The 19,724-nt window shown below is 72.1% G+C and carries 32 protein-coding genes and 1 pseudogene; 8 read left to right on the top strand and 25 right to left on the bottom strand.

Annotated elements, in window-relative coordinates; all coding sequences use genetic code 11:
• The 16 genes and pseudogenes from O7618_RS00150 to O7618_RS00225 form a co-directional block, all read right to left on the bottom strand.
• Positions 1-869: pseudogene (locus tag O7618_RS00150) on the bottom strand (DNA primase); the annotation flags it as partial.
• Positions 866-1,564, bottom strand: a complete 699-nt coding sequence (locus O7618_RS00155; RefSeq protein WP_278103966.1) for a hypothetical protein — start codon at positions 1,562-1,564, stop codon at positions 866-868. The gene O7618_RS00155 and the pseudogene O7618_RS00150, both read right to left, overlap by 4 nt.
• A gap of 80 nt (positions 1,565-1,644) precedes the next feature.
• A complete protein-coding gene (locus O7618_RS00160) occupies positions 1,645-2,289 on the bottom strand; it encodes a hypothetical protein (RefSeq protein ID WP_278103965.1) in 645 nt (214 codons plus the stop codon).
• Complete coding sequence (locus tag O7618_RS00165; RefSeq protein ID WP_278103964.1) at positions 2,286-2,729, bottom strand: HNH endonuclease signature motif containing protein; 444 nt, start codon at positions 2,727-2,729, stop codon at positions 2,286-2,288. The genes O7618_RS00160 and O7618_RS00165 overlap by 4 nt, the downstream gene beginning before the upstream one ends.
• The gene (locus O7618_RS00170; protein ID WP_278103963.1) at positions 2,726-3,898 is read right to left on the bottom strand and encodes a hypothetical protein; all 1,173 of its coding nucleotides are present in this window, start codon (positions 3,896-3,898) and stop codon (positions 2,726-2,728) included. Before O7618_RS00170 ends, O7618_RS00165 begins: the two co-directional genes overlap by 4 nt.
• Positions 3,895-4,395 (bottom strand): DUF4326 domain-containing protein, encoded by a 501-nt coding sequence (locus O7618_RS00175; RefSeq protein ID WP_278103962.1) that lies wholly within the window; start codon positions 4,393-4,395, stop codon positions 3,895-3,897. Before O7618_RS00175 ends, O7618_RS00170 begins: the two co-directional genes overlap by 4 nt.
• On the bottom strand, positions 4,392-5,753 hold the full coding sequence (locus O7618_RS00180; RefSeq protein WP_278103961.1) for an AAA family ATPase: 1,362 nt from the start codon (positions 5,751-5,753) through the stop codon (positions 4,392-4,394). Before O7618_RS00180 ends, O7618_RS00175 begins: the two co-directional genes overlap by 4 nt.
• Positions 5,750-5,989, bottom strand: a complete 240-nt coding sequence (locus O7618_RS00185) for a hypothetical protein (protein WP_278103960.1) — start codon at positions 5,987-5,989, stop codon at positions 5,750-5,752. The genes O7618_RS00180 and O7618_RS00185 overlap by 4 nt, the downstream gene beginning before the upstream one ends.
• The gene (locus tag O7618_RS00190; protein ID WP_278103959.1) at positions 5,986-6,318 is read right to left on the bottom strand and encodes a hypothetical protein; all 333 of its coding nucleotides are present in this window, start codon (positions 6,316-6,318) and stop codon (positions 5,986-5,988) included. The genes O7618_RS00185 and O7618_RS00190 overlap by 4 nt, the downstream gene beginning before the upstream one ends.
• Entirely contained in the window at positions 6,315-6,590 is a 276-nt protein-coding gene (locus O7618_RS00195) for a hypothetical protein (protein WP_278103958.1), read from the bottom strand. Before O7618_RS00195 ends, O7618_RS00190 begins: the two co-directional genes overlap by 4 nt.
• Entirely contained in the window at positions 6,587-6,721 is a 135-nt protein-coding gene (locus O7618_RS00200; RefSeq protein ID WP_278103957.1) for a hypothetical protein, read from the bottom strand. The genes O7618_RS00195 and O7618_RS00200 overlap by 4 nt, the downstream gene beginning before the upstream one ends.
• Entirely contained in the window at positions 6,718-7,209 is a 492-nt protein-coding gene (locus O7618_RS00205; RefSeq protein ID WP_278103956.1) for a hypothetical protein, read from the bottom strand. Before O7618_RS00205 ends, O7618_RS00200 begins: the two co-directional genes overlap by 4 nt.
• Complete coding sequence (locus O7618_RS00210; RefSeq protein ID WP_278103955.1) at positions 7,206-7,550, bottom strand: hypothetical protein; 345 nt, start codon at positions 7,548-7,550, stop codon at positions 7,206-7,208. The genes O7618_RS00205 and O7618_RS00210 overlap by 4 nt, the downstream gene beginning before the upstream one ends.
• Positions 7,547-7,897: a hypothetical protein gene (locus O7618_RS00215; RefSeq protein ID WP_278103954.1), complete on the bottom strand. Its 351-nt coding sequence runs from the start codon at positions 7,895-7,897 to the stop codon at positions 7,547-7,549. The genes O7618_RS00210 and O7618_RS00215 overlap by 4 nt, the downstream gene beginning before the upstream one ends.
• Positions 7,898-7,970: 73 nt before the next feature.
• Entirely contained in the window at positions 7,971-8,159 is a 189-nt protein-coding gene (locus O7618_RS00220) for a hypothetical protein (protein ID WP_278103953.1), read from the bottom strand.
• Entirely contained in the window at positions 8,156-8,401 is a 246-nt protein-coding gene (locus tag O7618_RS00225; RefSeq protein ID WP_278103952.1) for a helix-turn-helix transcriptional regulator, read from the bottom strand. The genes O7618_RS00220 and O7618_RS00225 overlap by 4 nt, the downstream gene beginning before the upstream one ends.
• A gap of 234 nt (positions 8,402-8,635) precedes the next feature.
• Here O7618_RS00225 and O7618_RS00230 point away from each other — a divergent pair, with 234 nt between their 5' ends.
• Positions 8,636-9,067 carry a helix-turn-helix transcriptional regulator gene (locus O7618_RS00230; protein ID WP_278103951.1) on the top strand — a complete coding sequence of 144 codons (432 nt, stop codon included), beginning with the start codon at positions 8,636-8,638 and terminating at the stop codon, positions 9,065-9,067.
• Complete coding sequence (locus O7618_RS00235) at positions 9,067-10,494, top strand: recombinase family protein (protein ID WP_278103950.1); 1,428 nt, start codon at positions 9,067-9,069, stop codon at positions 10,492-10,494. Before O7618_RS00230 ends, O7618_RS00235 begins: the two co-directional genes overlap by 1 nt.
• Before the next feature lie 66 nt (positions 10,495-10,560).
• Here the strand turns inward: O7618_RS00235 and O7618_RS00240 are convergent, their stop codons facing one another.
• A complete protein-coding gene (locus tag O7618_RS00240) occupies positions 10,561-11,010 on the bottom strand; it encodes a hypothetical protein (RefSeq protein ID WP_278103969.1) in 450 nt (149 codons plus the stop codon).
• Between the two features lie 156 nt (positions 11,011-11,166).
• The gene (locus tag O7618_RS00245) at positions 11,167-11,577 is read right to left on the bottom strand and encodes a GntR family transcriptional regulator (protein WP_278103970.1); all 411 of its coding nucleotides are present in this window, start codon (positions 11,575-11,577) and stop codon (positions 11,167-11,169) included.
• A 241-nt stretch (positions 11,578-11,818) separates the two neighbouring features.
• Here O7618_RS00245 and O7618_RS00250 point away from each other — a divergent pair, with 241 nt between their 5' ends.
• The 4 genes from O7618_RS00250 to O7618_RS00265 all read left to right on the top strand — a co-directional run bounded on the left by O7618_RS00250 (position 11,819) and on the right by O7618_RS00265 (position 13,859).
• Positions 11,819-12,709, top strand: coding sequence for a helix-turn-helix transcriptional regulator (locus O7618_RS00250; protein ID WP_278103971.1), 891 nt, complete (start codon positions 11,819-11,821; stop codon positions 12,707-12,709).
• Between the two features lie 9 nt (positions 12,710-12,718).
• Positions 12,719-12,955: a DUF397 domain-containing protein gene (locus O7618_RS00255; RefSeq protein WP_278103972.1), complete on the top strand. Its 237-nt coding sequence runs from the start codon at positions 12,719-12,721 to the stop codon at positions 12,953-12,955.
• A gap of 473 nt (positions 12,956-13,428) precedes the next feature.
• Complete coding sequence (locus O7618_RS00260) at positions 13,429-13,686, top strand: hypothetical protein (protein ID WP_278103973.1); 258 nt, start codon at positions 13,429-13,431, stop codon at positions 13,684-13,686.
• Positions 13,683-13,859 (top strand): hypothetical protein, encoded by a 177-nt coding sequence (locus O7618_RS00265; protein WP_278103974.1) that lies wholly within the window; start codon positions 13,683-13,685, stop codon positions 13,857-13,859. The genes O7618_RS00260 and O7618_RS00265 overlap by 4 nt, the downstream gene beginning before the upstream one ends.
• A 52-nt stretch (positions 13,860-13,911) precedes the next feature.
• Here the strand turns inward: O7618_RS00265 and O7618_RS00270 are convergent, their stop codons facing one another.
• The 6 genes from O7618_RS00270 to O7618_RS00295 form a co-directional block, all read right to left on the bottom strand.
• Positions 13,912-14,151, bottom strand: a complete 240-nt coding sequence (locus tag O7618_RS00270) for a hypothetical protein (protein ID WP_278103975.1) — start codon at positions 14,149-14,151, stop codon at positions 13,912-13,914.
• 109 nt (positions 14,152-14,260) lie between these two features.
• The gene (locus O7618_RS00275) at positions 14,261-16,414 is read right to left on the bottom strand and encodes an FtsK/SpoIIIE domain-containing protein (RefSeq protein ID WP_278103976.1); all 2,154 of its coding nucleotides are present in this window, start codon (positions 16,412-16,414) and stop codon (positions 14,261-14,263) included.
• 6 nt (positions 16,415-16,420) lie between these two features.
• Positions 16,421-17,824: a hypothetical protein gene (locus O7618_RS00280; protein ID WP_278103977.1), complete on the bottom strand. Its 1,404-nt coding sequence runs from the start codon at positions 17,822-17,824 to the stop codon at positions 16,421-16,423.
• A complete protein-coding gene (locus tag O7618_RS00285) occupies positions 17,821-18,006 on the bottom strand; it encodes a hypothetical protein (RefSeq protein WP_278103978.1) in 186 nt (61 codons plus the stop codon). Before O7618_RS00285 ends, O7618_RS00280 begins: the two co-directional genes overlap by 4 nt.
• Entirely contained in the window at positions 18,003-18,167 is a 165-nt protein-coding gene (locus tag O7618_RS00290) for a hypothetical protein (protein ID WP_278103979.1), read from the bottom strand. Before O7618_RS00290 ends, O7618_RS00285 begins: the two co-directional genes overlap by 4 nt.
• Before the next feature lie 76 nt (positions 18,168-18,243).
• Positions 18,244-18,411 carry a hypothetical protein gene (locus tag O7618_RS00295; protein ID WP_278103980.1) on the bottom strand — a complete coding sequence of 56 codons (168 nt, stop codon included), beginning with the start codon at positions 18,409-18,411 and terminating at the stop codon, positions 18,244-18,246.
• Between the two features lie 111 nt (positions 18,412-18,522).
• On the opposite strand from O7618_RS00295, the gene O7618_RS00300 reads away from it, so the two are divergent.
• Both O7618_RS00300 and O7618_RS00305 read left to right on the top strand, forming a co-directional pair.
• Complete coding sequence (locus O7618_RS00300; RefSeq protein ID WP_278103981.1) at positions 18,523-18,753, top strand: hypothetical protein; 231 nt, start codon at positions 18,523-18,525, stop codon at positions 18,751-18,753.
• On the top strand, positions 18,750-19,304 hold the full coding sequence (locus tag O7618_RS00305) for a GIY-YIG nuclease family protein (protein ID WP_278103982.1): 555 nt from the start codon (positions 18,750-18,752) through the stop codon (positions 19,302-19,304). The genes O7618_RS00300 and O7618_RS00305 overlap by 4 nt, the downstream gene beginning before the upstream one ends.
• Before the next feature lie 65 nt (positions 19,305-19,369).
• Here O7618_RS00305 and O7618_RS00310 read toward each other — a convergent pair whose 3' ends face one another.
• Complete coding sequence (locus tag O7618_RS00310) at positions 19,370-19,573, bottom strand: hypothetical protein (RefSeq protein ID WP_278103983.1); 204 nt, start codon at positions 19,571-19,573, stop codon at positions 19,370-19,372.
• Positions 19,574-19,724: the final 151 nt, after the last annotated feature.

Here is a 19,724-nt window from a genome sequence, read left to right on the forward strand (position 1 = left end):
GGCCGGGTCCAGTAGGTGACGTCGTCGGAGCGGTAGTGCTCGCGCCAGCCGGCCGGGCCGAGGATCTGCGGCCACTCGACGCGCGTGTTGAAGTCCTCGCCGGGCGCGAGCTGCCCGTCGGGTCGTGGTCCGGCGGGCGCGCCGACCAGCGAGGTGCCCACGGTGGTCGGCTCGGGCGGGGTGATGCGCGCGGTGGCGTCGGCCAGGGCGTCGACGAGCTGCTGCACGGTGTAGCGGGTGGGGATGGCGGCGGTGATGCGGCAGGGGCGGGCGAGGCCGGCTTTGCGGTTGACGGTGCCGGGGATGCGCAGCACGCGGGCGAGGTCGCCGACGCCGCGGCCGTAGCGCCAGCCGAGCGAGGCGGCGGCGTGCTCGATGACCCGCTGCCAATCCTTCGCCAGCTGCTTGGCCTGGTCGAGGTTGTCGCCGGTGAGCGTGTGGGGCTGGTTGAGGAGCCAGATCGGGTAGAGGCCGCCGCCGGAGTGCACCCAGATGGTGGGCTCGGGCAGGCCGGTGGCGGCGATGACGGCGCGGCCGGCGGTCTCGTCGGGCGGGAGGTCCTGTTCGGCGTGGCCGGGGCCGGCGAGGTCGAGGTCGGCCCACAGGGCGGGCAGCGCGGCGGAGTCGGCGGCGCCGCCGCGCTGCCCGGCCGGCAGTGGCCGGGTGAGGCTGGTGACCCGCAGGTAGATGCCTTCGCGGCCGGTCGTGTCGAGGTGAGCGACGTAGCCGGCGGCGGCGTCGAGCTGGTCGGCGGGGTAGGTGCGGCCGGTCCAGTCGTCGGTGGAGCAGATGTGCACGTGGCCTGGGCTGTCGCCGTGGAGGATGCCGAGCCAGCGGCGGACGGCGGCCTGGTCGATGGTGGCGTTCACGCAGTGGCCTTCCGAACGGCGCTGGTGTGTGCGGTGGCGGTCGGGTCGTCGATCTGGTCGTCGTCCCAGGCGAGCGGGGGCGGCCAGCCGAGTTCGGCGGCGCGCCGGCGGGCCCGGTCGCACACCCAGCCGGTGGGGACGGTCATCGACCAGGAGTCGTAGAGGCCGGCGACGGCCTGGGCGGTGCGGACCTCGACGTGGCGGCCGCGCGGGCCGGCGTCGGAGTGCGCCAGGTGGCTGAGGTTCTGCAGGGTCCAGCCGATCCCCTCGGCGATGGCCGTCAGGGTGTGGCCGATCGCGGCGAGGGCGCGGATGCGGCGGATGGTGCCGGTGGCGTCGATCGGTGTGTTGGGGTGCAGGTTCAGCTTGACGGCGAGGAGTTTTTGGGCGATGTCGTAGCGGGTGGTCTTGGGTGGTGGGGTTCCCTGGTCGGGGCGGCCGTAGAGGATGCGGCCGACGGTGCTGGGGTTGACGTCGGCGGTCTTGGCGACCTGCTTCCAGCCCATGCCGGCGGCCATCAGGGAGCGGATGTGGGCACGTACCGGGGTGGTGTCGCTGCGCCAGGTGCCGGCGGCGATGGCCTTGTCGCGGCGCCGGTTGTACTCGGAGACGTCGAAGCAGCAGGTGTAGCAGCGGCAGCCATCGAGCTTGTATCGGGCGTAGCCGTGGGGCCGTCCCGCCGTGGTGATGGTCATCGATGCTCCGATCTTGATGGGGCCGGCCCCGCCCCGGGCGGGGTCGGGGCCGGCGGTTGAGCTGGGTGGAGCGGGCGGGATCAGAACGGCGGGGTGACACCGGGGGTGGCCGGCTGGGGGGCCATGGCGGCGGAGATGGCGCGCTGCTGCTCGACCGGGAGGGCGGCCCACTTGCCCGGGTCCATGCCGGGCGGGCACGCGATACCTGCCGTGGCGGCCGGCGGAGTGCTGATGCCGAGGGACTGCGCCGCGGCCGACACCGGCGCGGCGGCCGGCGTGCCCTGGCCGCCGCCGAGGAGGCCGCCCGGGTCGACGGTCGGCGCGCCGTACTCGGCGGCGAAGGTGTACGGGTCGCCGACGGCGCCGGTGCCGCCGACGCGCTGCACGGCGAGCCGGCCGCCGATCTCCAGGCCCTTCGCGCCGACCTTCAGGATGGCCTCGCGGACGCAGGTCATCATGCGCGGCGAGATGTGCAGGCGGCGCTTGCCGTCGTCGTCGGCGTTGGCCGGGTCCCGCTGGTCGGTCTGGAGGGTGACGATGATCTGCATCTTCGGGTCGCCGGAGGGCCAGAAGTCCAGCTCGTCGGAGTTGAACTTCTTCATCTGCTCGACCTTCGGCGTCTCGGTGATGGTGCCGATGACGGTGTGGCCGACCGGGTTGTCCTTCCAGTTGACGGACTTGATGCCGCCACCCATCAAAAGGCTGTTTGCATCGATGCTGGTCACTTGATGACTCCTCTTCTCCGGAGGTTCCGGATCCGGTTCTTGTCCTGGCTTCGGCTCTTGTCGCAGGTGCGGCAGAAGCGACTGCCGCTCTTCCCGATGTGCGTGTTGTCCTCCGTGTACTCGTGGCCGCGCGGGCAGTGGGTCCTTGCCGCCTGCGCCCTGCCGGAGTTGCCTCGCCGGACGTTGACCGCGTGCGCCACCGGTTCGAGGTGAGCCGGGTTGACGCAACTGGTCACCCGACACAGGTGGTCGAGGACTAGGCCCTCCGGGACCGGGCCGCGGTGGAGCTCGAACATCACCCGGTGGGCAAGGCGCATGCCGCCGTCGTGCCAGATGCGCCCGTAGCCGAACGGGTCCTTCGCCCGATGCCACAGCCAGCACTCGTCGTCGCCGCCCTGCACGAAGCCGCGGCGGAGGCGCTCCAGCGTGGTGGCGGTCATGCGATCAGCCCACGGAGCTGGTTGTTGATCTTCTGGTCGGTATCGCCCGGGCAGCCGGTCTGGTCCGCCGGCCCGCCGACCCTTCGAAACGGGCACCACGAACACGCCTTGCCGGGCTCGGCGGGCACCGCGGGCCACAGTTCGGGGTTGGCGGCGAGGTTGAGGCCGTTGACGCCGATGAGGTCGTGGGTCTCGTAGAACCGGTTGACGGCCCATTCGGCGATGTCGGGCCGGTACTCCTCGGTCCACTCCGCGCTGTCCGCGTAGTCGTGGGAGCGGGCCAGGAACACCAGCCGCACGTAGCGGACGTCGCGGCCGGCGCGCTCGTGGCCGCGCCCGTACAGGTGGGCCTGGACCCGGTACTCGGGCTTGACGAGCTGGTCGTTGGGGACGGTCTTGCGCTTGACGGCGCGCAGGGCGGTGACGCCGGTGTACTTCCAGTCGACGACCATCCCGTGGTCGGTGTCGTACGCGTCGCCGTGGCCGGTGATCGGGTCGACGTCGGGCAGACCGGGGTCGACGACCAGGGCCTCCTCGACGAGCCACCGTTCGCGGCCGAGCTGCGCGTTGTGGAAGCGCAGCGCCTCTTCCATGAGGCCGTGCATGGCGGTGCCCTGCATCGGCGCCCACGGAGGCCGCTTGTCCTCCGGCTGCCGCACGATGCCGGCGAGCTTCATGGCGATCTGCCGCTGGCAGGGGGTGCCCAGTTCGGACGGGCCGAGCCGGACCTGCTGGCTGCGGGGCCGGGACGCGTCGAGGTCACCGAGGACTTCCCGCATCTCGGCCACGGTCGACGGCGGCGGGCCGGCCGGCACCGCGATCTGCGGCGCCGGCGCGACGATCAGCCCGTCAGGGGTCTGCCCGGCCGGCGCGGTGACCGGCTGCTCGCCGCAGCATCGGCCGAGCCAGCCGCCCCGGGTCGGGTCGGCGCGGATCTCGTCGAGCTCCTCGATCGTGGCGCCGCAGCCGCCGCACCGGCCGCGGTAGGTGGCGCTGATCCACGGGCCGAGGCGGGCCGGCTCCTCGTCGACGGCCGGCCGGCAGTGCGCGCAGGCGGTGACGAGCAGCTCGGTGACCGCACAGCGCGGCTCGGCCGGAGCGGCCGGGGTCGGGGCGAGGCGCAGCGACTCGATGAGCGCGGCCAGCTCGCTGTCCACCGCCGACGTCATGCCGTCACCAGCTCAGCGACGACCGGGGCGTTGGCGATCTCCAAGAGGACGTCGGCGTGGCAGGGTTCGCCGATGGGGCACCAGCAGGCGAGGTTCTTGCCGGCGAGGTCGCGGCGGATGTCCGCGATGGAGACCTTGAGGAACCGGCCGCCGCGGCTCGGGTACGACAAGAGCATGCCGGGCGTCGGGCGGGTGAGGGTGAGCCGGAACAGCTCGACCAGCTCGGCGCGGGTGCCCCACCGCACGTAGGTCTCGACGACGTCCTCCTGGCTGAACCACATGTCGTGGCGGTTGCCGTCGCCGCTGATGCGGCCCTCGAAGTCCCAGGCGCGGCCGAACCGCTCCAGGTGGTTCGGGCCGTAGTGGACGAGGCCGCCCATCTGCTGGTGGTAGCCGAAGGGGTTGCCGAACTTGGTGGGGCGGCCGACGTAGGCGGTGTTGGCGGGCATCCGCCAGCCGGGGGTACGACGGCGCTGGATGCGCTTCGGCGTGGTCATGAGAGGACTCCGTTGAGGCTGGGAACGATGACGGCCCGGTGTGACGCCCGCGTGATCGCCGTATACAGCCACCGTCGGCCGTTGACGTGCCCCTCGATCGCGGCAGCGGCCGGGCCGAGCGTCTTCGCGTGCTCGCGGTACGCGGCGCCGTAGAAGACGGAGCTCTCGTCGACGACGAGGACGCGGGGCCACTGGGAGCCCTGACTCTTGTGGGTGGTGATGGCCTGGGCGAAGGTGGCGGCCACGACGGTGCCGCGGCCGTCCCGCTTCGCCTGCTTCTCGCCCTCCAGGTCGCGGAACCCGGACGCCCAGCAGGTCAGGTCCCGCTGGTTGCCTTCGTCGTCGCGGACGACGAGGCGGTGTCGGTCGGGTCGGTCGCTGTCGAGGGTGTCGACGACGTCGAACTGCTGGCCGTTGAACACCTCGGCCTCGCCGCTGTTGGCGAGGGCGATGATCCGGTCGCCGGCCTGGGGGCCGCCGGTGAGGCCGCGCAGCGCCCGCAGGAGGTGCACGGCCTGCCAGCGGGTGGCGTTGCGGCCGACGAGGACCTGGTCGAACTCCAGCAGTTCACCGATCGACATGCGGTCGAGGCGGCCGGAGTCGCCGTCCTGCCCGGTGATGCCGTAGTTGCGCTGGCCGGGCTGGCTGTCGCGGATGGCGGTGGCCATCCGGGTGACGGGGCTGTCGAGGGCGGAGCGGTGGATCTCGGTGAGGAGGTGGTCGGGTGCGGCGTTGATGAAGTAGCCGCCGCCGTCGACCGGCGGGAGTTGGGCGGGGTCGCCGAGGCACAGGATCTTCGTGCCGTAGGTGAGCAGGTCGTAGGCCATCCGCTCGCCCACCATCGACACCTCGTCGAGGACGAGGAGGTTGGCGGCGGACAGCTCGGACTCATCGCGGAGGATCCAGTCCGGGCTGTCGATCTTCGCCTGTTCGGCGGCGATGTGCCGGGCCAGCTCGGCCCGTTCGCCCGGGTCGTCGCTGTCGCGCAGCTGCGCCTTCAGCCCCTCCAGCCGCTTGCGGGCCTTTTCCACAGGCTGGTAGATGAGGCTGTGGACGGTCGACGCGCCGTCGCAGCCCTTCGACCGCAGGACGTAGGCGGCCTTGCCGGTGAACGCCGCGTACAGGGCGGAGACGCCGAGGCCTTCGACGATGTGCCGGGCGAGGGTGGTCTTGCCGGTGCCGGCGTAGCCGAACAGCCGGAACACCTGGCTGTCCCCGTCGGCGTACCAGTCGGTGATGCGGCGGATGGCCTCTTCCTGCTGGGGCGCGAAGTCGAGGTCGCCGGTGGCGACGGGCGCCGGCGGGGGCGGCTGTTCGGTGCCGACGAGGTCGGCCAGTCGCAGGTCGGTGTCGGTCATCGGGTGATCTCCGTGAGGTCGAGCTGGCCGGCGCGGGCCAGGATGACGACGGCGTGCGTGAGGGTCTTCGCGCCGAGCTGCCTGCGCATCCGTGCGAGTCGCGACCAGGTCGCGGCCTCGCTGGAGCCGAGACTGCGGGCGACCTGGCGGACGGTGTAGCCGGCGGCGATGAGCCGGATGGCGCGCAGGTCGATCGGCGCGACCTCCGGCGCGGCCGGCATGGTGAGGGCGGTCACTGCTGGTCTCCCGTCTCGTCGGTCATGGGGCAGCCGGCGGCCTTCCACGCGTTGAGGGAGGCGAGGACTTCCGGCGGGGTGTTCGCGCCGGCGCGGATGTCGGCGAGGATCTGCGTGCGGTCCTGGTCGACGGGGGTGGGCTGGCGCAGCGCCTGCACGACGGTCGGGTCGATGCGGCCGGTGCGCTCGTCGGGGCCGGCGGGCAGGGCCCGGTCGGCCCAGTGGTGGGGGGCGAGGGCTTGCCGGTCGGCGGGTGCGAGGGGGTTGTAGTCGGCGGGGGCGGGCACGACGGCGCCGCGGCGGTGCCGGCCGGTGTAGGTGGTGCTCACGGCAGGAGGTCCTTCCAAATGGGCCGGGGTTCGGCGGCGGTGGGCAGCGCGGCGAGCTGAGCGCGGAACGCGTCGATGGCCTGCTGCTGCGCGGGGGTGAGGTCGACCTCGGCGGCCCGAGCCTCGATGGCGGCGGTCGCGGTCTGCGCGGCCCGGGTGACGGCGCGGCCTTCGCGGCGTACCGGGGCGAGCACCGGCCCGTACACAGCCAGGGCGACGACCACGCACACGCCGATGGACGCGAGCGCCCAGATGGTCAGCGCGGTGTTCATGCCGCCGCCTGGGCGAGCAGGGTGACGAAGTTCCAGGTGGCGGTGGCGACGCAGTGGGCGATGCCGTAGAGGGCGGTCCAGAGGGCGAGGCTGGTGAGCAGGGCGAGGCCCCACGTGCGGCGGCGGGTCACGCGGCACCGTCCAGGGCGTCGGCCTCCATGGCGACGACCGCGGCGACGGCCAGGCGGTGCAGCGCGGCGACCGCGGCGGGCCGGCGCAGGCCGGCGACTGTGTCCGGGCCGACCCGGGCCAGCCACCGCGACGGCCGGTTCGGGTCGCCCTCAACGATGCCGAGGTACGTCGGCTCGTCGACGGGGCCGGTCTCGGCGACGGCGTGCGTGCCGTAGTCCATGAGCCGCACGGAGTGAACGGCACGACCGAGCCGAGTCAGCCGCCAGACCGCAGACCGGTCCGGACGCTCGACCCAGCCGGCGGTCGCCATCTCCGTGATGGCGGCGGTGACCTTCTGCGGCCCACGGTGCGGGTCGCTGACGTCCCAGGCGGCCGGAGCGCGCCGCGGGCCGGTGGGCGAGCCGTCGGGGCCGATGCCGTACTGGACGGTGCCGGCGGCGACCCGGTCGAGTAGGGTGAGGCGGAACGGAGTCGGGAACAGGCTCATGCGGCACCTCGCTCTCGCCGGTCCTGCTCGGCGGCGGTGATGTGCTGCGCGGCGAGCTGGCGGAGGTTGAACGGCGCAAGCCGGATCACCGGGGCGTGGTGGAGCTGGCGGGTCATCTCGGCGCAGTCGCAGGCCTCGCCGGCGCCGATGCCGCAGCAGTCCTTGATCTGCATGGCGTACGGGCCCCGGCCGGTGACCGCCCAGCCGGCGCCGGCGGTGCGGGTGGTGGCCGGCTCGTCCAGGTCGGCCCGGTCGAAGGTCAGGCCGGTCGGGTCGTCGACGCACGGGCCGGGCCCGGTCGGCGGGTTCGGGCCGGGGTACGGGTTCGTCGGGTGGCTCATCGGGCGCCGCCACGGCGAGAGTCGTTGCTGGCGGTGTAGAGCGCGATGTCGCAGTCGCCCCGCGCTCCGCGGTGCTCGAAGGGCAGCCGGTGGTACGGGCCGTCGCAGTCCTCGGTGACGCCCGGCTCGCCGACCAGGGCGATGCCCAGCGCGTCGATGGTGTCCTTGCGCTGCTCAAAGGTGCCTTGGTGGGCCACGGCTTGGAGGTTGAGCTGGAGAGCGATGGGGCTGATCTCGACGTGGCCCATCAGGTCGAGCTGGTCGGCGGCGCTGCGGAGCGCGGCCGCGAGGGAAGCCGGGCTGGTGTGGAGGTCCCGGCGGATGATCGGGGTACTCTGCGTCTGCACTTGGACTCCTCGTGTTGGGCTTGGATCCGGGTGGGGAGCCCCTGCCGGTCGGACGGCGGGGGCTTCGTCGTGCTCAGGCCGCTGCGTTCTTCGCGGCGGCCTTGCGCCGCCAGATGGCGACCTGGATCTCGGCGAGTGCCTGCGACAGCGCCTCGGTGGCGGCGCGGCCGGCGGGGCTGTCCGGGTCGATCGGGGCGACCTTCGGGACTCGGGGGCCGGACGGCGGCGGCGGCGTCTGTGGGCCGCTGGGCGGGTGCGTCACGGCGCGACCTCGAACAGCTCGTCGACGGTGGAGCCGAGGGACTCGGCGATGCGCATGGCAACCCGCAGGGTGGGCGTCTGCCCCTTGCGGATGCGCCAGAGGGTGGCCCGGTCGAGGCCGAGCAGGTTCGCCCGGTCCTGCTCGGTGTCCGCGAGGGATGTCGCGAGCCGATCGAACACGTCGGTTCGCAGCCGGATCGGCGACGATGCTGCAATGTCGCCTCGTGTCGGTGCTGCACTCATGCAGCAGACCGTACGCCGCAACACGGTGATGTTGCAACCATGCAACACATCAGCCGTTCGGCTGATTTGAGCGCGACCGGTCGGGCACCTACCGTTGCACGCATGCAACGTGGAGAGAGTGACGTCCGTCTACTTCGGCGCAGACGCCAGAGGATGCGGCAAGAGCGCCACACCACCCACCCAGACCCCCCGCGACCTGCGGAAATGCACGGCGGGCTGCTCTACGGTGTGCACGTGGGCACCACTCCAGCACCCCAACGCGGCACCTGGGCCGCATACGTGCGCGCCACCCGCGAGCACGTCGGGATGAGCAAGGTTGAGCTCGCCCGCCGCCTCAGCGTGGACCGCGGCACGATCGGTCGCTGGGAGTCCGGGGAGAGCCGGCCTGAGAGGGCGCCCGTCGTCGAGGCATTCGCGGGCCTCTTCGGCCTGGACCCGGACGAAGCCCTCGCCGCGGCAGGGCTCCGCAGCGGCACCACTGCGCAGACCCGACCCTCGCGCGATGTGCCCCTCGACCCCGACCTGAAGATCATCATGCGTCGGTTGACCAGCCCAGACGCCAGCGAGGCCGAGAAGGCCACCATCCGGGCCACACTGCGCTACCTGGCTCAGGTAGCCGAGCAGCAGGAGCGCGGCACGCAGAGGCCGGACCGCGCCGCGAGCTGATGCCCCGCCGCCGCCCGCTCGCCGCCGTTCCGGACCGACCGACCCGCGTCGTCCTCTACGTGCGCGTCAGCTCGTTGATGGGGAGGTCAGGAGACGATTTCCACTCGCCCGACGTGCAGACCGCGGCGATGCGCCGCGCCACCCACGGCATGACCGAAGTCGCCGTCATCGACGACATCGACGTCACCGGCACCCACTTCAGCCGCGAGGGCATCGACCGGGTACGGGCGCTCGCCCGCTCCGGCCAGCTCGACGCCCTCGCCGTCTACGACGTGTCGCGCTTCGGCCGCGACGTCCTGGAGAGCCTGCTCTTCCTGCGCGAGCTGGCGGCCGACGGCGTGCGGATCATCTCCGCCACCGAGCACATCGACACGTCCACGCCGGCCGGCGAGATGATGCTGATCAACATGCTGAACGTGGCCCAGTACCGGGCCCGGGAGATCGGCCGCGGCTGGTCCGCCGCGATCGCCCGCCGCGCCGACCGCGGCCAGCACCACGGCCGCCCCCTCGGCTACGTCAAGCAGGGCAAGCGCCTCACCCCGGACCTGACGCTCGGGCCGGCGATCACCGAGGTGTTCCGCCGGTACGCCGCCGACGAGCCGATCGGCGAGGTCACCGCCTACCTGGCCGGGGTGCGCGCCACCCCGATGCACACCCCGAACGTGAAGAAGCTGCTCGGGAACCCGGCGTACCTCGGTCTGGTCGTCGCCGGCGACCAGGTGTTACCCGGCGAGCACGACGCCCTGACCGACCCGGACACGTGGATCCGGGTGCAACGCCGGCTCGCCCGGGAAGCGGGAACCCCGCCGCGGGCGCTGGCGCACACCTGGTCGCTGGTGGGCCTCGTCGAATGCCCGCAGGGTCACCGGCTTCAGCGGCAGGGGGACCGCCTCGTCTGCGGGCAGGGCCGCGGCGACGTGAAGGGCGGCGGCTGCCCGGGTGTGGGCCGCCCGCTGCTGGCCCGGGTGGAGGACGAGGTGCTCGCCCAGGTCGCCGACTACGCGCGGCGGCTGCGCACCGACGCCGGGACGCGGGCGGCGCGGCTGGCCCGGGCTACCGCCGGGCGCGCGGATCGGGGGCGGCTGGAGCGGGAGGTGGCCGAGGCCCGGGCCGCGATGGTGAAGCTGGCCACGCGCAACGCGCTCGACCAGCTACCCGACGCCGTCTACCAGGAGGCCCTGTCCGGCCTGCGCCGTACGGAGCAGGCAGCCGCCGCCGAGCTGGCCCGCCTGGCGCCGGCGGTGGAGGTGCCCGACCCGGAGCGGGAGGCGACGGCGGTGGAGACGCTGCTTCGGTTGTGGCCGGACATGACGATGGCCGAGCGCGGGAAGGCGCTACGCGCGGTGGTCGAGCGGGTCGTGGTCCGGCCGGCGGAGCACTGGCGGCAGCCGGAGAATGAGCGCGTGGAAGTGCAATTCCGCTGGTAGCAGTTCTCGCACTTTCTAATACTCCACGATCGTGGAGAATTGCAAAGTGCTATTAGCCGTGTGTGATCAGCTGGTTCTGGTGCCGTTGAGCAGGCGCATGCCGATGCGTTCGACGGCTTCGGCGCTGGCGGGGTCGAGGTCGGCGTCGCGCTTCGCCGCTTCGATGAGCAGCGCGTCGACGGCGACGAGGAGTTCGTGGTGCTGTTCGGCCTGGCCCCGCCGTACGACGTAGCCGACGGCCAGGACGACGGCGACGGGTGCGAGGACGGTGGCGAACCCGACGTAGACGAGGTGGCCGAACAGCGCCTGGTGGTTGTGCCACATGGCGACGGCCCAGGCGAGTCCCATCCAGCTGGCCGGTGCGGCGATGGTGGCGGCGACGAGCAGCCCTCGGTGCCACCGGCCGGGTCCGTGGGCGGTGCGCTGCTCCCGTTCGGCTTTGTCGTGGGCTCGCTGGTGGGCGATGGCGAGCCGGATCGGTGCTGCGGCGGCTGTGTTGTCACTCCTGTTCGACATGACGTCCCCCACATGATCACTGAGCGCGCACCCCCGCGCGCTTTCTGCAAGGTAGATCGCCGATCATGCGCCCGGCCTGCACGACACTCAAGAAGTTTCAGCCAACAACGAAAAATCCCGCACCGGCCGTAACGTGTGCGTAACGCACATTCCCGGTCAGCTGAACGTGAGTTCCACGCGGTCTGCCGCGTACACGCCACGCACCCGGCCGCCGAGCGTCACGACCAGGACGGGCACCACGGCGCCCGGCTCGATGCCCAGCTCGGCGCGCTCGGCCTCGGTGGGCATCCGCGACCGCACCCGGGCGCCGCGAGGGACCTTCACCTGCTCGCGCGGCTGCTCGTCGACCACCCGCGTACCGTAGCCCCGCTCGGCGACGACGAGGCCTTCCACGCGCAGCGCGGCCAGCGCCCGGCGGATGGTCTCCCGACTGACCCCGTACCGGTGCTCCAGCGCCTTGATGGACGGCACGGCGCTGCCCGGTGTGAGCTGGCCGGTGATGATCTGGTCCCGCAGGGCGTCGGCGAGCTGCCGGAAGAGCGGCCGGTCCAGGTGGGGGTCGAGCACGGTCGCACGGTACGGACCGCACACGCCTTCACATCCCGGCACCCGGGGATCCCGGGGTCCCCCTTGCGCGTGGTGGAGGGCCCGGCTGACGCGGCCAGGCCCTCCGCCCCGACCCGCGTCGAGGGTGCATCCCAGCGTATCGGGGCACACCGATCCAGGTAACGCCGTCGCCGGTGCGCATTGAGTACGCTCATGTCGTGCCGACCGGCACGATTCGACTCGGCAAAGGAAGGTCGGACCGGTGACCCCGAACCCGCTGGCCCGCCAGCGGCGGCTCTCCGCCGCGCTGCTGAAGCTGCGACTCGACCGCGGCATCAACCACGCCGAGCTGAGCCGGCGCAGCGGCATCTCCGCCTCGGTGATCTCCCGGACCGAGAACCCGTTCGGCGACGTGCACCGTCGCGCCAATCTGCTGTCCATCCGGCGGCTGCTCGACGCCCTTGAGGTGCCGCGCGGCGGGCCTGACTGGACGCGCATCGAGGCGTACGCCGAGGACGCGCTCACCGGCCGCTGGTGGGACGCGCCTGCCCACAGCCGGATGGGCGACGGGCAGCGCACCTGGGCGCTCGTCGAGGCGGGTGCGTCGATGATCCGCGAGTACGCCGGCATGCTGCTTCCCGGTCTCGTGCAGACTCCCGAGTACGCCCACCACCGGGTTCTCGCGGTCACGGGGGACGGACCGATCACCGACACCGACGCGATCGTGCGGGGCCGGATGCAGCGGCAGAGGCAGAGCGTCGGCGGTGGTGAAGCGAACTACGAGCTGGTCTTGGAGGAGCAGGCGATCCGCCGACGGCCGGTGCCCGCCGACGTGATGCTGAAGCAGCTGCACCACCTCCTGGCGCTGATCGGCGCCGAGCACGTCAGCGTGCGGGTGGTGCCGCTGGACTCGCAGCAGTTGGCCGACGGCTACGCCCCTCGGGCGCCGTACAGCCACGTGAGCTACCCCGACATGGACGATCCGCCGATCGTGGTGGTCGACAACGTGACGAAAGCGCTACTCGTCACGGAGCCGGAGGACGTGTCGGGGTACGCGCAGTTGCATCTGCGGCTGCGTGAGGCCGCACTGTCTGACGCGGACAGTGCGGCGTACATCCGCGAGGCGGCCGACAAGCTGGCCGCCACGATGTGAGGAGATCCGATGTCCGACCCGCGATTCAGCAACACCACTGACCCGCGCTTCGCCGCGTGGGAGAAGAGCCCGGAGTCCGGCGGCAACGAGGGGTGCATCTACCTCTCGGTGGCGGCCGACGGATCGGGGGACGTGGCCGTGGCCGACAGCAAGGCCGGCGCGGATGCGCCGATCCAGGTCTACAACCGGGCGGAGTGGACGGCGTTCCTGGCCGGGGCGAAGGCCGGGGCGTTCGACCACATCTGATTCCTCGCGATAAGAGGGCCGGCATCCCATCCGGGGTGCCGGCCCTCTTCTTGTTCACTATCCGTGTCGCTCTTGTGACCTTGAAGGAACGATGCGATCGTGACCAATGCGTCGGCGAATTGTTCGCTGGCGACGGATGCGGCAGTGCGAAGCCTTCAGCACCCAGAGCGTGGCTGCGGTCGCATCCGGCCGGGCACGGCGTGAGCGACAGGGCCCACTGTCCGCGAGCACCGCGCCCCGGGTAGCGGCGGCGGAGGTTGCACCACGACACCCGTCGCCGCGCCCACCCGACCGAGGGAGGCGTGTGTGGCACAGCCGATCCGTACCCTTGTCCGCCGGCTGATCGGTCGGCCCGAACCGTCGACCCGCCCAACTCTCGGGCGGCGCGTAGACGAGGCGGATGCGCGCAACGCGCGCCGCCGCCTACTCGACCAGGCGGCACGCATCCGCAACGAGGGCGGAGGTGAGTACCGGTGACCGTCCCCGAGATCCCGGCCGGGACCAGGGTGTCGCTGCGCCCCGGCGAGTGGGCGAGCCACATGGGTCAGCTCGGCACGATCTACATGGACGTGCGGGTCGTGAAGGTCGGCGACATGGAGGGCGTGCCGGGCTGGGTGTGGCTGCTGGTGCACATGCCGGAGTGCCACTGGGAGTCGGTGGCGTGCGCGCGGGAGTGGTGCGTGAAGGTGGCGGTCTGGATCCCGGCTCTGTACGACGCGGTGAACCGGTGACCGGGATGTGCCCGGACCTCGGGCAGCGGGGCGACGTCGCGGTCGGGGCGACGATCCTGGAGGCGCACCGGCAGTGCCCGGACTGTCGGGCCGGGACGTGCGAGGCCGGCGCGTACGCGGCCCAGCTCCTCGCCGAGCACCGCCGGAAGCGCGCCGCCGCCCTCGCCCGCTGAACACGAGGACGCCCCCGACCATCGCGTGGTCGGGGGCGTCGCTGCGTCCGGGTCAGCGGGCGTCGTGGTGCTTCTGCCGCATCCGGTTCCAGATCCGGCGCCCGATCCGCCACCGCTTGCCGGTGCCCTTGCACCACCAGCAGCGGCGCTGATGCTTCCGGTTCAGGTCGGAGCGGTGCACACCTTGCCCGCTGCAGCACCAGCAGTCCTTCAGCGGGAACAGCGCGATCCTGGCGACCACGAACAGGACCAGGGCGACACCGATAGCGGTAGTGGTCAGCGTGCCTCTCACAGCGCCTCCAGGGGGCGTTTCCGGGGATCGGACCGCCTGCGGGGCTAGCGCCTAGTTCCCAGCTCAGAGGGCCTAGAGGAGGGGCTAGCGCTAGCCCTAGCAGGGGCTATCAGTCCTCGACCTCAGCGAGGTCGGTTGAGGCGATCGTCTCGGCGGTTTTCTCGGCGATCCGGGCCTCCAGGGCGGCCAGTTTCACGCCGGCCCGGGTGGCCCGCTTGGTCGAGCTGGAGTCGATCCGCCGGTTGATGCTCTCCGTCTTCACCCCGGCCCGAGCCATCCACGCGCCGAACACCTCGACGGTCAGATCGCCGTACGCGTCCCGGTCGAGATGCTTCAACCGCGGCACGATCAGCTCCGACCAGATCGCCTCCTCGCCCTCGAACCACACCTGCCGGACGTCAGCGAGCAGGTTCCGCAGCGCGATACGCGGCACCTCGACCGGCTTGTCACCCTGGCGCATCTCCAGGGCCCGTTGCACGACCCGCTCGGCCGCCGGGTTGTCGACGAAGCTGGACCGGCGCGGCCGGATCGGCCCGTCACCGGCGTGGTAGCCCCACCCGGAGTCCTTCGGGCCGGTCGAGTCGCCCGTCTCGAACTCGGTGGGCCGGGCGCCGGCGGAGTACGCACCGGTGCCGAGGACCAGGTTCACCTCGGTGTGCGAGGTGACCGCCAGGCAGGTCCGCAGGGCCATGTTGCTGCTGATGCCCTTCGGGATCGACTCCTTGTCGATGCGCTGCGAGGCGAGGATCAGGTGGATGCCGAGCGCCCGGTCACGCTTGACGATGGACGTGAGCAGGAACTTCGCCCGCTTGCCGTGGGTCGGGTCGGTGATCAGTTCCTGGATCTCGTCGAAGAACGCCACCAGCGGGCGCAGCCGGGCGTCGTGCTCGGCCATCCGCCGGTTGACCTTGTTGGCGGTGTTCATGCCCTGAGCTGCGTACTTGCGGACCAGCGGCGCCCGCTCGTCGCACTCGGTCAGCAGCCACTCCAGGGCGGCCATCGCCGCGGCCTTGGTGCCCTCGTCGGCGCCGGAGCCGTGCAGCCCGTCCGGGCACAGCGGCTCGAAGCAGTCGAGGTCACCGGAGCCCTTCAGGTCGAACGCCAGCGGCACGACCAGCGGGTCGAGGATGGCGGCGAGCATGACCAGCCGCGCCGCAAGGGTCTTCCCGGAACCGGGGATGCCCCCGAACAGGGAGTTCTTCTCGGCCAGGGAGTAGTAGACGGGCCGCATCCGCTCGTCGTGGCCGTAGACGAACTTGTCAGTGAAGTAGTCGAACGTGCCGCTCTCCAGCAGCGGCCAGGCCGGGGCCTTCATGCTGCTCACAGGCTTCTGGGCGATCCAGATGGACAGTACGCCGGGGTGCTCGCCAGGGACGGTGGCCGGCCACACCTGCGTCTTCGGCAGCCGGAACCCGGAGGCGAGGCGGTCGCGCTCGTCGATGACGTCGGTGGCCAGCACACCGGCGGGCAGCAGCACCAGAGCTTCGTGGCCGGGGCCGGCGAGAGAGATGTCGAACAGGAACTTGATGTCCTTCGGTTCTTTGATGCCCTTGACGTTGCAGGCCAGGATCGCCTGCCGGGTCAGGGTGGCGGTGAGGCGGACGAACCTGTCAGCGGTGAACACCCGGTCCACGATCGGCGCGTCGATTGGCTGCCCGGCGTACGCGAACAGCGGCACCAGGACGGCCGCGGCGAGGGCCTGCGCCCACCACGGCGCGACGAACACCAGCAGCAGCGCCAGCACGACCAGCAGCAGCACCCCAGGCACGGCCAGCCAGGCGCGGGCGCCCACGCGCCGGTCACGCTGCCGGGACAGGGCCAGGTAGTCCTGTACGTTGTTGCGGCTGGCGGCGTCCTGCCGGATGCCGAAGCCTTCCAGGTCGAACGTCCAGTGGATGGCCTTGCCGGACAGCCGCAGCGCCCCCCAGGGTGCGAAGACGGCGGTCTTCGCCAGGTACTTCGGGGATCGGGTGACGTGGTAGGCGAGGGTGTAGCCGGCGAAGGCGAGTGCCCACTGCACCATGGCGTGCCGGCCCGCCTTGGAGCGCAGGGTGGCCGGCACGATGGGCTTGCGGGGCCCGCTGTACCGCGAGCTGACGTCGGCGAACGTCGTGGAGGTGCGGGGCAGGTCGACGGGCTTGCCGGTGTCGGTGCCGGGCGTGATGGCGACCTGCTCGCCGCGGGGCTCGTAGTAGTCGGGCTCGCCGGGGCGGGGCGCGGGGACGACCGGCTCCAGCTCGTCCAGGTCGATCTGCTCGGGCATCGGGGGTCAGTCCTCCTTGCGATCAGTGGTGGTGTTCTTGGGCCAGTACCGCTGGACGGTGCGGATGCCGAGGCCGAGCTTCTTGGCGACCTGCTCCTGCGTCATGGCGGGCTTCTTGGCGACCAGTTCGGCGACCCGGTCGGCGTTGGACTTGGCGGGTCGCACTGGCGGGTCGATGGCGACCCGGCGGGTGATCCGCGTGGCGGGTGCGGCAGCCGCCACGATGGCGGGTTGCCGGGTCGCCACGGTGGCGGGTTCGGTCGGCTCCGGCTGGCGGGCCGGTGGCGGGTCGATGGCGGGCGGGGTGGCGGGTTCCGAGGTCGCCACCACGAGCGCGTCCAGGCCGTCGTCGTGGCGGGTTGTGGTCGGCGGGATGGCGGGCGGCGCGGGCCAGTGGAAGCTGCGTGCCGTGGCGGTCCGCGCCCTCAGTCGAGGGCCGGCGGCGCGGGCCTGCGCCAGCACCAGGTCGATCAGCTCCTGCTCCTTGTCGCTGACCTCCCCGTCGATGACCGGGCCGGCCGGGACGGACTTGCCGCGCAGCACGGTGACCGCCGCGCGGAGCCGGCCGGCCGGCGGGCGCTGGGCGAGCTGGCGCCGCCGGTCGCGGTTGTAGCCGTCCCAGGCGCGGCGCGGGTCCCGCTCCCCGTGGTCGATGGACCAGCGGCGGGCCTGCCACGCCCGGAACGGAAACGCGCGCCGCCGCTGCGGGGAGAACTCCACGCCGCCCTCGTCGATGAGGTTGGCGTCCTCGGCGAGCAGCTGCACGTGCTGAGCGCGGCGGGTGTGCAAACCCCACAGCCACGGCGACAGCAGCGACAGCAGCGCGAACGCCACCGCCGCCGACGTCGGCGCCATGCCCTCACCGGCGAAGTGCGCGTAGTTGATGGCCGCCACCACCCCGGCGATGCCCCACGCGGCCCGCCGCAGCCCGGCCGCCGTGGCGTGCGCGTTGAGCAGGAGCGCGTCGTGGGCGTGCCACTGCACGTACACAGCGATCGACTCCAACGCGGCGGAGAACGCGACCGCGAACGCGACCTTCGACGGGGTGTTCCAGTGGGCGGGGGCGATCTCCTCGTAGGCGTACGCGCCCTGGGCGTACGCGGCGCCGCCGTTGATGAGCAGCAGCGGCAGCACCGGGCGCAGCTTCGCGGCGAACTCGGCGCGGGCCTTCCGCCGCCGCTTGGACCGCTCCTCCCGCTCGGCGCGGCGTACGCCGTCGCGGCGCCGCTTCTCCTCCTCGTCGGCGAGGGTCTGCTGGCGGGCGAACTCGGCGTCGGCGGCCTGGCGCTCCCGCTGGATCTGCGCCTCGACGCGGGCGCGCTCCAGGTCGGCGCGGGCCTGCTCCCGGGACGCCTCGGCGCGGGCGCGCTCCAGCTCCGGGTCGGGGATCAACCGGCGAAAAAGGCTCACCGCGTCAACTCCTTCTCACGGACGGCGGCGGCCCGGGCCGGTGCGGCGGGCTGCTGCTCGCGGATCGCGCGGGCGGTGGTGTTGGCGTGGCCCTCCACCAGCCGGCGGGCGATCTCGGCCACCAGCAGCGGCGTGCCGGTCCCACCGACGACGATCATCAGGACGTACTGGGCGGGCGTCACGCGGCACCTCCGGTCCAGGCGGTGGAGACGCACATGCCGCCCGCGCCGACCTGCTGGCCGGTGCACGGGTGGTCGTGGTGGTTGACGCCGAACGCGAGGGTGGCCAGCACGGCGCACACCAGGACGGTGCGCTTCACGAGCCGGTCGATCATCATGGACATGGGTCGGGCCTCCAGGGGGTCCGGTCAAGGCCCCCGGCCGGCGGTGGAGTCGCCCGGCCGGGGGCCGCCTACTTGGTCAGCTCTGGCTGGCCTTGCTCTGCTGCGCCTGCGACGCCTTGCGCTGCTTGATGGCCTTGGCGGTGAACATCTGCGGGTTGGCCTTCTGTGCCCGGCGGGACAGGTCGGCCATCTGCTTGCCGCTGATCGTGTTCGGGACGCTCGGCTTCCTGCTGAACAGGCCCATCTGGCTCCCTCTGCTTGTGGGTTAGTGTCCGATGATGCAACACTAACAGCGCCCCGGGCAGACGGGCAAGGGTGTACGACCATCGGACAGCGAAGGGCTAAGATCATGCGCGTGGCGCGACCCAAGTGGACTCCCGAGACCGAGGCGCAACGGCGCGCGATGGCCGACGTCGAGCGGGCGACGAAGCACGCGGACGAGGTCGACGAGAAGCTGTGGGAGAAGGTCAGGGCAGCCCACAAGCTCGGCGTGAAGCCGGCCTACCTGGCCGAGCGGACCGGCCGTGCCCGCTCGACCGTCTACCGACACCTCGACCCCGACGGCCAGGCCGGAGACGAGAAGTGACCCACCCCGCCGCCGTCCCCACCGCCCTCTACCGCTTGCGCGACAGCGACGGCCAGCTCCTGTACGTCGGGATCACCAGCACCCCCGCCAGCCGCATGGGCGCGCACCGGCGGGAGAAGCCGTGGTGGTCGGAGGTCGACCCCGCTCGCACCACCTACGACTGGTTGCCGGATAGACCGACGGCGGAACGCGCCGAGGTGGCCACCATCGCCCAGGAGTCGCCCAGGTACAACGTCGCCGACAATCCGGCCGAGCGGGCTGCGATGGTCGCTAGGGCGCGCGAGGTGTCGCGCGCCAGGCTCGCCAGCTACGCGGGCGACCTGCCAGCCGAGTGGGAGGCCGCCGCCGATGCCATCGAGGCCGTGGAGGATCCGGCGGAGCGGGCGCGGCTGGCCGGGCAGCAGTTGGCCGACGCGCCGGTCCAGCAGAAGGCGCTCCGGGCGGTCCGGGGCTCTGCGGTCAGGGAGATGCAGGCCGGCGGGTTGTCGAACGCTGAGATTGCGCGTCGGCTCGGCGTGCACCGCAACCGCGTCCCGCAATTGTTGACGTAGCCCCTCGGACGCGAAAGAGCGGCCCCTGTCTCCGGGTGGAGACAGGGGCCGCGTCGTGTGCGGGGCTATTCGGTGGGGCGTTCCTGCTCGGCGAGGGCGTCGATGAGGTCGGCGCGCAGGACGAATGTGGTGCCCACCCGCCCGCAGGGGATCTCACCTGCTGCCAGGCGCTTGTGGAGTCCCTGTTTGGAGCTGTAGCCGAGGCGGGTGGCTGCTTCGGCGAGGCTGTAGAGGCGGGGGATGTCGGGGTCGATGGTCGGGTTTCCCATGCTCCCAATTTATCCGCTGAGTGGACCTTCGTCAACTCCGGAAAATATTTGAGAAAGTGGCGAGATGCAGTGGACGATCGTCCACTGCATGGGTTAGACTATAGGTACAGGGAGCGAGAGGGAGACGGAAATGACGAAGTACACCTGGGAC

The sequence above is a fragment of the Micromonospora sp. WMMD980 genome, from assembly GCF_029626035.1.
In the GTDB taxonomy this organism is placed as follows: Bacteria; Actinomycetota; Actinomycetes; order Mycobacteriales; family Micromonosporaceae; genus Micromonospora.

What these genes read in the sequence shown, in the direction of transcription:
- O7618_RS00290 (WP_278103979.1), bottom strand. Translation starts at nt 18,167, where the DNA reads ATGTCCATGATGATCGACCGGCTCGTGAAGCGCACCGTCCTGGTGTGC.
- O7618_RS00275 (WP_278103976.1), bottom strand. Translation starts at nt 16,414, where the DNA reads ATGCCCGAGCAGATCGACCTGGACGAGCTGGAGCCGGTCGTCCCCGCG.
- O7618_RS00175 (WP_278103962.1), bottom strand. Translation starts at nt 4,395, where the DNA reads ATGACCACGCCGAAGCGCATCCAGCGCCGTCGTACCCCCGGCTGGCGG.
- O7618_RS00155 (WP_278103966.1), bottom strand. Translation starts at nt 1,564, where the DNA reads ATGACCATCACCACGGCGGGACGGCCCCACGGCTACGCCCGATACAAG.
- O7618_RS00295 (WP_278103980.1), bottom strand. Translation starts at nt 18,411, where the DNA reads ATGGGCCTGTTCAGCAGGAAGCCGAGCGTCCCGAACACGATCAGCGGC.
- O7618_RS00165 (WP_278103964.1), bottom strand. Translation starts at nt 2,729, where the DNA reads ATGACCGCCACCACGCTGGAGCGCCTCCGCCGCGGCTTCGTGCAGGGC.
- O7618_RS00205 (WP_278103956.1), bottom strand. Translation starts at nt 7,209, where the DNA reads ATGAGCCTGTTCCCGACTCCGTTCCGCCTCACCCTACTCGACCGGGTC.
- O7618_RS00170 (WP_278103963.1), bottom strand. Translation starts at nt 3,898, where the DNA reads ATGACGTCGGCGGTGGACAGCGAGCTGGCCGCGCTCATCGAGTCGCTG.
- O7618_RS00235 (WP_278103950.1), top strand. Translation starts at nt 9,067, where the DNA reads ATGCCCCGCCGCCGCCCGCTCGCCGCCGTTCCGGACCGACCGACCCGC.
- O7618_RS00210 (WP_278103955.1), bottom strand. Translation starts at nt 7,550, where the DNA reads ATGAGCCACCCGACGAACCCGTACCCCGGCCCGAACCCGCCGACCGGG.
- O7618_RS00225 (WP_278103952.1), bottom strand. Translation starts at nt 8,401, where the DNA reads ATGAGTGCAGCACCGACACGAGGCGACATTGCAGCATCGTCGCCGATC.
- O7618_RS00180 (WP_278103961.1), bottom strand. Translation starts at nt 5,753, where the DNA reads ATGACCGACACCGACCTGCGACTGGCCGACCTCGTCGGCACCGAACAG.
- O7618_RS00195 (WP_278103958.1), bottom strand. Translation starts at nt 6,590, where the DNA reads ATGAACACCGCGCTGACCATCTGGGCGCTCGCGTCCATCGGCGTGTGC.
- O7618_RS00240 (WP_278103969.1), bottom strand. Translation starts at nt 11,010, where the DNA reads ATGTCGAACAGGAGTGACAACACAGCCGCCGCAGCACCGATCCGGCTC.
- O7618_RS00310 (WP_278103983.1), bottom strand. Translation starts at nt 19,573, where the DNA reads ATGGGAAACCCGACCATCGACCCCGACATCCCCCGCCTCTACAGCCTC.
- O7618_RS00255 (WP_278103972.1), top strand. Translation starts at nt 12,719, where the DNA reads ATGTCCGACCCGCGATTCAGCAACACCACTGACCCGCGCTTCGCCGCG.